Origin of the sequence: Thermaerobacillus caldiproteolyticus (genome assembly GCF_015326725.1) — a bacterium.
Lineage (GTDB): Bacteria > Bacillota > Bacilli > Bacillales > Anoxybacillaceae > Thermaerobacillus > Thermaerobacillus caldiproteolyticus.
In genome coordinates this window covers 2,842,018-2,855,828 of sequence record NZ_CP064060.1, presented here as the reverse complement: position 1 = coordinate 2,855,828, position 13,811 = coordinate 2,842,018, and the positions used below count along the sequence as shown (strand labels likewise).

The 13,811-nt window shown below is 39.1% G+C and carries 9 protein-coding genes; 3 read left to right on the top strand and 6 right to left on the bottom strand.

Annotated features, from left to right (window positions below):
* Positions 1–180 precede the first annotated feature (180 nt).
* Positions 181–2,100: an S-layer homology domain-containing protein gene (locus ISX45_RS14385; RefSeq protein ID WP_194520713.1), complete on the top strand. Its 1,920-nt coding sequence runs from the start codon at positions 181–183 to the stop codon at positions 2,098–2,100.
* Positions 2,101–2,282: 182 nt separating this feature from the next.
* Here ISX45_RS14385 and ISX45_RS14380 read toward each other — a convergent pair whose 3' ends face one another.
* The gene (locus ISX45_RS14380) at positions 2,283–3,491 is read right to left on the bottom strand and encodes a polysaccharide deacetylase family protein (protein WP_194519292.1); all 1,209 of its coding nucleotides are present in this window, start codon (positions 3,489–3,491) and stop codon (positions 2,283–2,285) included.
* A gap of 205 nt (positions 3,492–3,696) precedes the next feature.
* Here ISX45_RS14380 and ISX45_RS14375 point away from each other — a divergent pair, with 205 nt between their 5' ends.
* Positions 3,697–5,976 (top strand): S-layer homology domain-containing protein, encoded by a 2,280-nt coding sequence (locus ISX45_RS14375; RefSeq protein ID WP_194519291.1) that lies wholly within the window; start codon positions 3,697–3,699, stop codon positions 5,974–5,976.
* Positions 5,977–6,254: 278 nt separating this feature from the next.
* On the opposite strand, the gene ISX45_RS14370 is transcribed toward ISX45_RS14375, so the two are convergent.
* Positions 6,255–9,182, bottom strand: coding sequence for an SH3 domain-containing protein (locus tag ISX45_RS14370; RefSeq protein ID WP_323744640.1), 2,928 nt, complete (start codon positions 9,180–9,182; stop codon positions 6,255–6,257).
* A 296-nt stretch (positions 9,183–9,478) separates the two neighbouring features.
* Here ISX45_RS14370 and galU point away from each other — a divergent pair, with 296 nt between their 5' ends.
* Positions 9,479–10,360 (top strand): UTP--glucose-1-phosphate uridylyltransferase GalU, encoded by an 882-nt coding sequence (galU, locus tag ISX45_RS14365; RefSeq protein WP_181555480.1) that lies wholly within the window; start codon positions 9,479–9,481, stop codon positions 10,358–10,360.
* A 43-nt stretch (positions 10,361–10,403) separates the two neighbouring features.
* On the opposite strand, the gene ISX45_RS14360 is transcribed toward galU, so the two are convergent.
* Genes ISX45_RS14360 through ISX45_RS14345 form a run of 4 tightly spaced genes read right to left on the bottom strand, consistent with a single transcriptional unit; the run spans position 10,404 to position 13,740 of the window.
* Complete coding sequence (locus ISX45_RS14360) at positions 10,404–10,736, bottom strand: EamA family transporter (protein ID WP_228485559.1); 333 nt, start codon at positions 10,734–10,736, stop codon at positions 10,404–10,406.
* Complete coding sequence (locus ISX45_RS14355; protein ID WP_194519289.1) at positions 10,726–11,073, bottom strand: EamA family transporter; 348 nt, start codon at positions 11,071–11,073, stop codon at positions 10,726–10,728. The genes ISX45_RS14360 and ISX45_RS14355 overlap by 11 nt, the downstream gene beginning before the upstream one ends.
* Complete coding sequence (locus ISX45_RS14350; RefSeq protein WP_194519288.1) at positions 11,070–12,806, bottom strand: DUF6020 family protein; 1,737 nt, start codon at positions 12,804–12,806, stop codon at positions 11,070–11,072. The genes ISX45_RS14355 and ISX45_RS14350 overlap by 4 nt, the downstream gene beginning before the upstream one ends.
* A complete protein-coding gene (locus tag ISX45_RS14345; RefSeq protein ID WP_181555483.1) occupies positions 12,790–13,740 on the bottom strand; it encodes a DPM/DPG synthase family glycosyltransferase in 951 nt (316 codons plus the stop codon). The genes ISX45_RS14350 and ISX45_RS14345 overlap by 17 nt, the downstream gene beginning before the upstream one ends.
* Positions 13,741–13,811: the final 71 nt, after the last annotated feature.

Sequence of the window (13,811 nt, the reverse complement as noted above, 5' to 3'; positions counted from 1 at the left end):
CATAAAAATTCGTCATGTTTTTGAAATGAAGAACTTTTTTGGAATGTTAAAATGCCGATTTGCAATGTTCTTGGAAGTCTTCATTTCCATTACATAGACAAAATTCCTGATTTAAACATGTTCTGCTTCAACCGATATAAAGAATAGATGACCATGAGGGAGGGGATTGTATTGAAATCAATGAATGTGATTTTGAGCACCGTACTTGTCGCTTTCATTTCATTCGCTTTTGTTCATATTACAAAGGTGCAAGCAGAGGAGAAGGGGAAGGGAGTAGTTGGGGTCGTTGTTTCCGAACTAAGCGAAAAGTACGCGTTTATCGAACGAAAAGGCGGAACCTATAATGGAAAAAGCATTGCGGAGAAACCCTTGGGCTCTTCCATTAAAAATAAACGGATTAAAGCAAAGTTATTGCTAGAGAGTCTTGGATATAAAGTGGAATATGTCGATGATGCCCAATTAAAAGACCCTGCTAAGTTAACGAAATACGATACACTTTTCTTTCCCAATACGGTGATGATGTCAAAAGAACAGCGGCAAGCGGTAAAAGAATATATAAAAAACGGTGGAGGAGCCATTTTTGCCTTTGCCATGGCGAGAAACGACAGTGCTCGCTTCCCGTATAAAACAACCGATTTAGATTTAACTCCAATCATCTATGATACAGAAACATGGATATGGGAGTGGGATAATCTCAGTGAATTATTTCAGTCTGCGTTTATTAATGATGTAAAGATTGGTAATTACACAGTAGCAAGCACTAATAATCACCCGATTGTAAAGAAAGCACTTCAGCGACTCGGAACGTCAAAGCTCGTTCTAAAAAATAGTCGTTACCATCAATATGGTCCGGAGTGGATTGAGGTTATTCATCCATATCCAAACAGTTATGTTATTCCAATTTTATATTATGAGACAATCGGATACTCTAACGTGCCGAAGCATACTCCTGCCAACACAGGAGCTGCGTATGCCATTGAGTATGGACGCGGAAAGGCGGTTTGGTTCGGGTTTCAACTTCTAAACTATATAAGCGTCGATACTTCTTTGTCGAACGAGTGGGATATGACGAATCCGCTTGGTAAAAAAGAAGTACAAGGAGAGGCGTGGCAAGGGCTAAAAGGCGGTGAGGAGTTGAAAGTGCTCATAGACGAGGCCATTCAATGGACATCACAACCGTTGACGACTTCCCATCCGATTGATCGAAGTGTCACCGTTTCATTAACTGATGTTAAGGCGTATCCACGAGCGAATGATTATGTCGTCTATGGAACGATGACAGCAAACAATGAAGGGAACGTGGTATCACGCGGCACAATGAGAGTCGAATTGCTCGATCCTTCAGGAAATGTGAAAACATCTTATGAAAAATATGTTGTTGGCCTAGTACCAAAAGGAAAAAGCTACCCTGAAAAATTTCAACTCATACTACCCAAAAATTTACCAACTGGAAACTATCAGTTAGTTGCATATTATCATGCAGGAAGAAAAAGTAAAGATGGACTGAAAATTGCTGGGGTGACAAAAGTCATTTCTATCAAAAATAGCCGAAGCAAAGCGACGATCCTTGATTTCGCACCGTTTAAAGATATTCCTAACAATCACTGGGCGAAAAAAGATATCGATGTGCTAGCCAGTTTAGGGGTTATTAAACCAGAGCAGAATCAAACATTTAAACCAAATGCCCCAGTGACACGTTTACAAGCGGCAACAATGATTGTTCGTTCACTTGGATTATCTACAAAAAATCGGCCGAATCCAAAACTTGCGGATGTAAAACAAGGGCGAGACGGATATGACATCGTTGCCACAGTTGTTGACGAAGGAATTTTTAGCGGTTCGAATGGGCGCTTTTATCCGAACGCGCCATTAACACGAGAGCAAATGGCAAAAATTTTAGTAAAAGCGTATCAGCTAACCGGAGAGGAAGACATCAACTTTCAAGATGTAGCTCTATCCCGATGGTCGCATCCATATATCGCCACATTAAAGGCCAATCAAGTGACCAAGGCGAGCGGCTATTTCCGCCCGAATGAACAGACGACGCGAGCCGAATTCGCAGCTTTTGTAAGACGCGCCATGTTGGCTATGGGGAAGTAGGAATAAAATGAAGGCGTTAGTTAAAGGATGAGAGTGTAAAACGGCTTCAGTTCCATTTCTCTCTTTTATTTCGATTCTGTTGTCCTAAATTAATTGTAAATGTTTCATATTGTTTATTTCTCACAAAAACGATAAAGAGCCCTCTCAAAGCGAGAGGGCTCTTGGTGTAAATAGATTACTATTTATTCAACGACACCAATAATTTGTTTAAATTGTTGTAATGTCGTGTGAGGATCGATGCCGTGGCGTTTTAATTGATATGGGTCATCTCCGGGTTTTACTGTTCCAATTTTTGTTGTAAACGCCATTGTAAATCCCGTTTCTTTTAAAATATCAATCGTTTCCTTCTTATACTGACCAAATGGATACGTAAAATACGTTGTTCCATGTAGCAGTTTTCGGCTTAGCAACAGATCGGCTTTAACTACTTCTCTTGGTTCCTTAACTAAATTTCCAATTCCATCTTTTCCACGGTTATGCAGGGCATGCGTATGGCTAGCAAACTCAAATACGTCCCCCATTTTCTCGATTTCTTTCCAGTTGAGAAATTGATAGTCGTCAGGATTAAAAGTCTTTAATGGCCGGCTATTTCGACTTGTAATTAAAAATGCAGCCGCATGAAATCCGTATTTTTTTAATATAGGATAGGCATACACATAGTTCGTTTTCAAGCCATCATCAAAATGAATCATCATGCTTTTGGCTGGCAAGTCGATTTTCCCTTTCAAAAATTGTTCAAGCTGATGCAATGTAATTGTATGATATCCATAATCATGAAGAAGCCTCATTTGTTTGACAAATTCTTCATAGCTTACAACTGTTGGCTGGTTCTTGTATTTGTGATTTTCCTTTTCTTTCAATATATGATGATAGACAATAATTGGAATTTCTGTTGCTAATCCAGCGACTTGTTTTTGATTGACATAGGCAAGATGGCCAGCAAATTCGACCTTGTACCAAGGACCTTCTATTTGTCTAATTGGTAAAGGGGTATTTTTATAAATGACCCCAATCGGTGTATTGAAATCCGTTTTTTTGTATACCCATATATTAGTTTGAGGATATACGGTTTTTATTGGTTTCACAGATTTGTTGATTCCGGATGAAGAAGCGCGAACCGCCTTCACATGTTTCTTATAAATGTAGTATTGATTGCTTCCGATTCGAATTACATACCAATTTGGATGCACTTTTGTTGCATAGAACGATTGTTGTTGATTTAACCGCCCACTAGGCTGAAGTTGTCCGTTGACTTTCCGGTAAAAAAACGCGTGATCATCTGTGGCAACAATCGTTTTTGGAGAAGCAGAAAAAGCAAATTGGCTTGCCGTTAGGGCAGCGACAGATATACAAAAAGCTATGGCCACGGTTAGATAAGGTTTTACTTTCATTGTTCTCACCTTATATTAGTCAATTAAATTTAAAAATCCAGTATAAAGAATATATTTCAATAAATTGATTGTCAAGCAAAAAAACGGAAAAAACAGGGAATAAGATAGTTAAAAAATACCAAAAAAATAATGAAGACTTTTCATTAGGACTCTATTAAAATAAGTTTGGTTATAATAATCTTTTTGTGAAGAAAGGAGAGTCTTTTTGAGCTTTATACGTGTTCACCGCATCATGTCCGTTGCGATGATTGCGGCCATGTTGTCGTTTTTCTCTCCCGCTGTTGAGGCGCTGGCGACAACCGGGAATCCGCCGAGCTTTCGCGACGTGACGCAGTATCAAAAAGAGATTGGATATTTAACGGGGCTGGCCATTATTCAAGGCTACCAAGATCAAACGTTTCGACCAAGCGCACCTGTTAAACGATTGCAGGCGGTGCAACTTATTCTTCGCACACTTGGCATTGAGCCGAAAGAAACTTCTTCCATCCAGTTTACGGATTTAAAGAAAGGTGATTACGGTTATCCTGAAGTCGCGACAGCGGTAAAACTTGGAATCGTTAGCGGAAAGAGTGATGGCTCATTTGATCCGTATGGAAACTTAACCCGTGGTCAAATGGCTAAAATTTTCGCTAATGCTTTTAATCTTCAAGGAAAATGGAATAAAAATTTCACTGATGTTAAACAAGGGGACTGGGTATATGAATACGTCCACGCTTTAGCGGCTAACGGAATCACAACGGGGTACCCTGATGGCAGTTTTCGCCCGAACGATTCGATTCAGCGCATGCATTTTGCTGTATTTTTGGCGAGATACATAAACGATGACTTTAAACCGCCTGTACTGAAGCCATTAGAAAGAAAAGAAGTCATTGCGAAAAAAGAGAGCGTTGTCATGATTAATGTGTATGATGAAAATGATGAACTGATCTCGCAAGGAAGCGGATTTGTGACAACGAACGGCCTGATTATTACGAATTATCATGTGATTAATGGCGGTGCTTATTTTGAGATTGAAACATATAACGGCGATACTTATGAGTTGGAAGGCGTCGTCGATTATGATTTAGATAACGACATTGCCATTTTGAAGCCATATGACTTGTTGCCGCTGAAACAATTGAGAATCGGTTCAAAATCGATGGTTGAAGAAGGCGACGATGTCATTGCGATTGGAAGCCCGTTAGGACTTTATAATACCGTATCTTCCGGAATCGTCAGTGGGATTCGGCATTTCAGCGAAGATGGCTGGGAAGCCGATTTCATTCAGTTTACGGCGCCTGTCACATTTGGAAATTCCGGAGGACCGTTGTTAAACATGTATGGCTATGTTGTTGGAGTTGTTTCATTTGGCCTTGAAACAGGAAGCCTGAACTTCGCCCTGGCTGCTGATCATGTGAAAGATCTAGTATCATCATATGTCGGGGTGCCATTTTATCAATTGTCCATAATTCCGATTGACGAGTTGCCGGTCATAGATGATGGGGAAGAAGAACTACCGGAAGATGGAGGCGAAACTGGAGGCGAAACGGATCCGCCTACACCAGTGGTAGAAACAACAAAGTTTTCTCTGGATGAAAATTTGGTAACTTCTATATTTCATCCATCCCTTCCAATTCTTTATGGCCTTGACACGTTTGGAAATGTGGTCGAAATCAATTATGAAACGAAGCAGGTAAAAACGCTTGCGTTACCGCTGCCTGCTGAACGATTATATTTTGCCAATAATGAACTGTATATTACGCTGCTAAAAGGTAAGCATAGTTCCTATTGGTGGAAAGAAAATCAACAAGGTGCCATTGCCATTGTAGATACAAATACATTTACATTAAAGAAAATATTTGATATCGCTCTTGATCCGTATGATGTGGTAGCGGACGATCGCTATATTTATGTTTCATCCGGTTCTGGACAATGGACGAGTATAAAAAGCTATGATCGGACTACGTATCAAGAGGTATCCTCTGCACCGATTCGTCAAGCAAGTTATTTAGAAATGAATCCAAGCAAAACAATGATTTATGCGATTACAACCGATACTTCTCCAAGGGATATAGAGGCATTTTCAATTTCCGATGGGAAGTTTACAAGTCATTATGACTCCCCGTATCATGGTGACTATCCACTGTCTACAGATATGACTATTTCTAGCGATGGGAAGTATTTGTTTAACCATGCTGGTACCGTTTTTTATGCGACATCTTTACAAAGCACAAACATGACCTATGTTACAACGATCAATCCATTCTCAGCGATTGCCTTTGATCCAGCAGCGAATGTATTTTATACAGGAAAAGACAGCAAAGTAACCGCGTATAACAGTAAAACATTTGAAGTGATGAATACGTGGACTGTTTCCGGCATCATTAATCATTTGTTTGTGTCAAATGGCAAGCTGATTATGCTGACGACGGAAACGCCGTATTCAAGTGGTGTAAAAGTTCAGTCTATCCAAATTTTCAACCCAACAGCTAGCAGTGGCTTATAAATGAAAGAAAACGTCCTCTCAGATTTTAGATCTGAGAGGATATTTTTATGTAAAAAATTCGACACAATTTGTCGAAAACGAAGTTGTATACGTATAAAAAGGGCCAGCTGCGATAGAACGCAACTGGCTTACCAAACAAAATCTTACCGTGGTTTTATTCTACAAAAATCGACATAATTTGTCGAACTGTAAATGTTTCCTGTAGAACAATTAACTTCCTTTTAATATTTTTATAGAAAATAAAACGCTCCAAAAGCTATGCCTTTGGAGCGTTTTATTTATTTGTATACAGGCACATCAAAGATCAGTGTGTAAGTATCTAATAAATCATAGAGCTGACTAATGTTGCGAACTTGTTTGACGGCCCAGCCGATGTCTGTCGCGTATTGATGTACTCCAGGGTTAGCCGGATTCCATCTCATTTTATATAGCGTATCTTGCTTATAGGTAGGATTATTAATATATTGGCTGGCGATATATCCTGCCCCGCCGATAATGGCAGCCTCCGGAGTAAACCAGCCTTGTTTATAGGCATATTCAGCCCCGCAGCTAACTGGACAGCTGTCGTAGGCACCAATTCCATACATATTGTATACTTTTTTTGGTTCGACAGGTTTTCCGTCCACCTTGTCTACTAAGACGCCGTTAGCTAATGCAGAAGTTCCATTTCCTGTTTCTAACAAAGCATGGGAAATCAAGTAAATTTCATTAATATGATATTTTGCCCCAGCATCGATAAAAGCTTGTCCTTTTCCAGCGAGAATCCCTTTATTCGCTAAAATTTTATTATTTAAATCATTTAATGGGACACCCGCGCTCTCTGATAAAACAAGGAATTGGAAATATTCTTTACTATCCTGACTGAAGCGGCTAGGATCAAGGTATGCTTGTACATCTTCCGGCTTCGCATTTTTCCAAGGACCGAACTTAATTTCATACCAATCTCCTACTTTCGCTACGACATCCACGGTGTCACCGAGCTTTAACGTTCCCACTACCCAATATGTCGTTCCTGCTCCTTCTCGGACATTTAATGTTGTGGCGGTAACGGTTCCTTTTGTCGGGAATGTATTTGATTTTGCAACTTGAATATAGTCAGAATGCACATAAGATTTAGCATTTCGATATAAATCTGTTTGCGGTTTCTTTGTCATTTGAATATTGAGCATTTCCTCTAAGCTTAGGTTATACTGCGTATATCTAATAATTGGTCCAACATGGACTTTGTCCTTATACACATATCCGATGCGACCAGCAAGTTCGATTTCAATCCAATTGCCTACTTGCTTAATGATAGGATAACTTTGTCCTTCTTTAATCGTTGCAAATTGTACTAATGAGCCACTGGAGTTATCGACTACAGGTGCATCAACAAGTGTTAGGAAGTTGCGGTCTGTCGGTTTATAAGTTCCATTATTTTCATTTTTTAAGTTAACAGAAAACGGCGGTCTCGTTGATTCTTTCCAAACATAACCTACGCTTCGCCCGTATTTGACTTCATGCCAGTTTCCAAAGTCACGTAGTCTAGGGAACACTTGCCCTTTTTCTAAGTACGCGACTGGTACTAATTTTCCTGTGCTATTATCATAGATTGGCACACGATCTTCCATCACTTCGAAATAGCGGTCTGTACTTGTGAATGATAATTTTACGCCGCTTTTATGGACATAACCTGTCCGTCCTGCTACATCCACGACATACCAGTTTCCATAATCTTTTAAAATTGGATAGCTAACTCCTTTTTGAATCGTTGCAAACTTTACTAGCTGACCGGATGAATTATCATATACCGGGACATCGGTGATGGTTGTAAATGTTTTCCCAGACGGAGCGAGAGAATTTATGTTTTGAATCGTTGCACCGTTAGAAGGCTCTGTTGACGCTTTCCATACAAATCCGTAGCCTTTACCATACTTGATTTGATGCCAATTCCCGTAATCTTTTACTCTCGGAAATTCTTGTCCTTTTTCGAGAGAACCGACTTGAACAAGGGTTCCTGTGCTGTTATCGTAGACAGCCAAGTGGTCGGTAATGACACGGAAATAACGATCACTGCTTTTAAAATCAATCCGTGTTCCACTTTTGTGTACATAACCAATTCGTCCAGAAATTAAAATTTCATACCAATTTCCATAGTCACGAACAATAGGATAAGATTGTCCCTGCTTGATAGTAGCGATATGTATTAATGTTCCTGTAGAGTTATCATATACAGGTAAATCCGCTGTAGCAGTAAATACAGCCGTTCCGCTTGGTTGAGTCCCTAGTTTCATAGGACTTTTTCCATCGGATGGCGCGGTTGATCCTTTCCAGACGTACGCATACTTCGTACCGAATTGAATTTGATGCCAATTCCCGTAATCTTTTACTCTCGGAAATTCTTGTCCTTTTTCAAGGGAACCAACTTGAACAAGGGTTCCTGTGCTGTTATCGTAGATTGCTAATTTATCGGTTGTTACTTTAAAATACTTCGTACTTGCAGTAAACGTAGTAGCTTCTGTCTGTTCAATGGATGCAATCGATGCACGAGTTGTAGTCGATGGCTGTGTTTTTACTTGTGTTGCTTCACTTTTTTCTTCAGTGGCATTCGATTGCTGATTTGATGTGGAATCAACTTGATTCGTTGCATTGGTTTGAGTATTCGATTTGTTCTCTGTGCTTGCCGGATTTGTCTCCTCGTTTTGCACAACCGTAATGGCAGGGGATTTTTCTATATAAGCCAATTGATTTCCGATGATAATTTCGAAAGAGTTTTCTAACTCACGGAAAATCGGATATTGACTTCCTTCTATTAAGTATCCGATGATATCATTGGCCTGTGATCGAATCGCTGTTTTTTCTTTTGTTTGTATACATGGAATGGTTGAATCGTTTGTATCGTATGAATAAGCTTCAAACGGCTGAGAAGGATCGACCGTTTGTGTATTTGTAGCATCTATGTAAGCGAGTTCTTTCCCCCACTGAAAATACACGCGGTCTCCTTCCAGTTTGGCTGCCTTCAATATCAAACCTTTTGTTAATTCTCCGATGACTTCAGCTGTTTCAGCGTTTTTTACCGGTGCGGTGTCTTGTGAAATTTGGACATAGGTACTAATTTCATTGGTATTCTCAGAGGCCTTCACGGCATAAGCAGGAGAGAATACATAGGAAACTAGCAAAAACAAGATGGAAAGTATTGCATATATTTTTTTGGTTTTGGCAAGCATCTCCATCCTGATTACTAAAATCTAGCCATCGCAATGATTACAGCATGTTGCGGGCGATGGATTTCGTCACGACATAGATTTTAGTAATCAAGTTTTACACCTCCTAACTAAATATTACATATAATATTGGTGATAACGATACAAATTATATCATTTTTCCCCACATATTGACATAGTTCGATGACCCTAAAATATCAATAGTTATAAAATTGTGACGGTAATGTTCTGTTTGTTGTTCGCTTATTTTTGTTAAGATATAATGAAATAGTGACTTAAATCATGAAGGAGAGTTTATGATGAAAAGAGTGAGAAAGGCGATTATTCCTGCTGCCGGATTAGGGACCCGGTTTCTGCCGGCCACAAAGGCAATGCCGAAAGAAATGTTGCCGATTGTTGATAAGCCAACGATTCAATATATTGTAGAAGAAGCGATTGCTTCTGGAATTGAAGATATTATCATTGTTACTGGAAAAGGAAAAAGAGCAATTGAGGATCATTTTGACAATGCTCCGGAGCTTGAACAAATTTTACTAGAAAAAAAGAAATATGAGCTATTAGAGGAAGTTCGCCATTCAGCTAATTTAGTAGATATTCATTACATTCGGCAAAAATCGCCAAAAGGGTTAGGGCATGCGGTATGGTGTGCTCGAAAATTTATCGGTGACGAACCGTTTGCCGTATTATTAGGAGACGATATTGTTCAAGCGGAAAAACCATGTTTAAGTCAATTAATCGAGCAGTTTGAGCGTACGGGATGCTCCGTAATTGGTGTTCAACCGGTGCCGGAAGACGAAACCAACCGTTACGGAATTATTGAGCCTCTTAAAAAGGCAGGAGAGCTATATCAAGTGAAACGATTTGTCGAAAAGCCACCGCTTGGTGCGGCTCCATCTAATTTGGCCATTATGGGTCGCTATGTGTTTACGCCGGATATTTTTAAATTTTTGGAAAAGCAGGAAGTAGGCGCAGGCGGAGAAATTCAGCTTACCGATGCGATTCAAAAGTTAAATGAAGTGCAACCGGTTTATGCGTATAGCTTTATAGGAAAACGTTATGATGTAGGCGAAAAATTAGGCTTTGTGAAAACGACTGTTGAATTCGCCCTTCAAAACGAAGATTTACGTGAGGAGCTTGTTACATTTTTGAAGGAGTTATTAAAAAAAGAAAACGCTTTGTAAAAGTATAACCCCCTCGTTGACATAAGTTCAGCGAGGGGGTCATTTACCATACAAGGAAAATAGAGCCGATGAGAATCAATAGGACACCAGCAATTTTTTTTCTTGTAATGTTTTCCTTCAGCAAAACATACGATAAGACAAGTGTCCAAATATAAGTGATCGATGTCAAAGGAAATACGATAGTATAAGGAAGCTGCTTCAAAATTATAATATTAAGCACAGCGCCGATGAAATAAAGGATGCCGCCAATGAAAAAGGGGAGCAGAAAAGAAAGATGAAATCCCAAGCGTTGACTAGATGCCTTTTTAAAGTAATACCCCCCTAATGCGCCGGATAAGGTCATCAGCATAAGCAATAGAAATGAACTAATGGTCACCACCTCCAATGAGAATGGCGCCGCCAGTGATCAAGAGCGTTCCGATTATATGCATTATCGTAATTTGTTCATTAAGAAACGCAACTCCCAGCAAAAGCGCAAAAACATACCCCATACTAAGAAGGGGATGCAAAACAGATAGACTTCCGAAGCGAAAAGCAACAATCATCAGTGCAGCGCCAATAAAATAAAACGCGAAACCTAGCAATAGATAGACATTCCATTTCCCGTTTGATAATTTCCAAAACATTTGCCCGCTCGCTGTACTGATGGAGGCAATAAGAATGAACAGAATTCCTACTTTATTTTTTTGAAAAGATTGGATAAACGGATTCATGTGCTCATCTCCTTCTTTTTATAGGAAATGAACGCGAATAAGAACGCAATAAAGAACACTAATGAATTGGAGTACAAATAGCGGAAATCTTGGGCCGGTAAAGCAATTAACACGGTTCCTGTATTCAAAAGAACGATAAGTGGTACTAGCCAAGCCTTCCAGTCATTCCGCAAAAATGCGACAAATGTAAATAAAAGAATCAAAAATGTATATGTCGCTGGCCGCCAAATTAACGGCTTTAATGTCGTATCAGAGATAGTTAAGTATTTTTTTACTGCTATTGTCAGCGGATCAAAAATAATTTGGTTTTTCAGTCCAAATTTGTTCCCATAAAAAATGTTTGTTACAAACGTTGATGTGTAGCCATCAGCAGGCTGATTCATTTGCCAAACGAGAGATGTTTGCTTCAGCAACGCTTGTGTAGATAATTTTGGATTTTGCAAACAAATATCCCACCATGTATGCAAGTAGTTGGAAAGATTGTTAGGAAAAATCGCCTTTCGATTATATTGCTTGGAAAACTTAATGGGATCTGTCACATATGGATTATAATTTTTTTTCCACAAGGATAAAGGTAAAATTTGATTTAAATAATCTGCTTGCTCGTCGGTGATGTTTCCGTCATAGGCGATTACGCGAGCGAGCTGTTGCGTTGGAATACTTAATGCTTCGTTCGGATCAGACGGAACGACTTTAAGGTAGTCAAACAGAGGGCCTGTTACTGCATAATGGGCAGCGATGATAAAAGAAATAGCGAACAGCCACTGCTTCCATGTTTGGCGGAATGCGACAAGCAAGACGATGAGCACGGCTAAACAAACGACAAAGCCATTATGACGGAAAAAGACGACTCCTAAAGCCACTATGATAAAAAAGGCAAGGTGGCTATTGTTTTTAATCCATTTTCCATTTGTAATGACAAGATTAAAGACAATTGTAGTAAACAGTAAGAGAAATGTGCTATACAAAATATCTTTCCAAATCGTTACAGAGTAGATACCGTTAATTGGGCTTAAAGCAAACGCAAATGACACGACCCAAATGATTGTTTTGTTAGCTCCGGCTTTTTCAAATTGATATAAGCAGTAGCCAACAGTGAGAGACATGATAATAATTTGTGATATACCGATAGCGGCAGGCGAATCCCATAATGTTGTTACTAACATAATAAATAATGTGTACATGACAGGATGCCAATCATTAAAATGTCCGGTGTGGGCTTGTTCCCATTGATATATTGAATCTGCCGTCATTGTTCCGGGGAAAAAAGCTAATAAATATAATCCCCATATCATTAAAGAAGGTAACGCGTATTTGAGTATGTTCCATTTACTGATCGAATGAGATATTTTGTCCATCTCCATGTTTAACAGAGATAAAATGATCCATAACACGATAAAGCAGATTGTCAAATATGTGCCAATATACACATATGCTCGAGTCAGTAATGAATTATCTAACAAATACAGCTGTTCACCTTTTAGGCTAAGTACTGCTAATAATGAAAATAATAGTGTGAAACCAATGGTTAAATGCCGTTTCCATTTAGGAAAATTTTTTAAGATGCTTATTGATTGGAAAACCTGATTATAACAAAAAGTTAGTAACGCGATAATGAGAAGTATTACTAACCATGAAGCATCGCGAATCGGCGTGAAAAAAAAGATGACAGCAACACCGCTGAGCAAGGCAGTTATTACGCTGCCTAGGTAGCGATTAAGAGATGTAGTCATTTTTTTCCCTCCGCATTTGCTTATAAATTTGGTTAAGCTCTAACTCATATTGTTTTCGTTGCGCAGATGCCACTGTGTCTAAAATCAGTCCACATGCAAAAGATAATAGTGCAAAAATCATAAGTCCAACAGCTAAAATTGCGGATGGGACACGGGTAATGAAGTTTGTTTGGATAAATTCAACGATAACTGGAATTCCCACTGCCAATCCAAGAATGAAAAATAATGCTGACCAAAGCGAAAAGAATAAGAACGGCTTATAGTCTTTAAACAAGGTGAAAATCATTTTTAGCACTTTCCAGCCATCGGAGAACGTATTGAGCTTAGACTCACTACCTTCCGGCCGATCCCGATAATCAATCGGAACTTCTTTAATAAGGAATTTTTTATCGAGTGCATGAATGCTCATTTCTGTTTCAATTTCAAATCCCGGGCTCATGACTGGCATCGATTTGACAAACCATTTATCGAATGCCCGATATCCTGTCATGATATCTTTAATGTCGCTTTTATATAAAAAATTAATTAAGTTTTTAACCAAGTTGTTTCCAAAATTATGAAATGGTCGCTTGTTTTCTTGAAAATACGTTCCATTCGATAATCGGTCGCCAATGACCATATTGGCTTCTCCATTTTGAATCGGTTCGATTAGTTGGTGAACAAACTCAGCTGGGTACGTATCGTCACCATCTACCATGACATAAATATCTGCTTCGATTTCGCGAAACATGGAACGAACGACATTTCCTTTTCCTTGGCGAGTTTCTTTGCGCACGATGGCCCCATGTTCAGCAGCAATTTCCGATGTACGGTCTTTGGAATTATTGTCATATACATAAATATCTGCATGTGGTAATTCACGCTTAAAATCGCTTACCACTTTTCCGATCGTTTTTTCTTCGTTGTAACATGGAATTAGTACGGCGATTTTCAACGATTTTCACTCCTTTACGTTTATGTTCCTTCATTTATGTTATCCGATGAATGTACGGAAAAATATTTTGT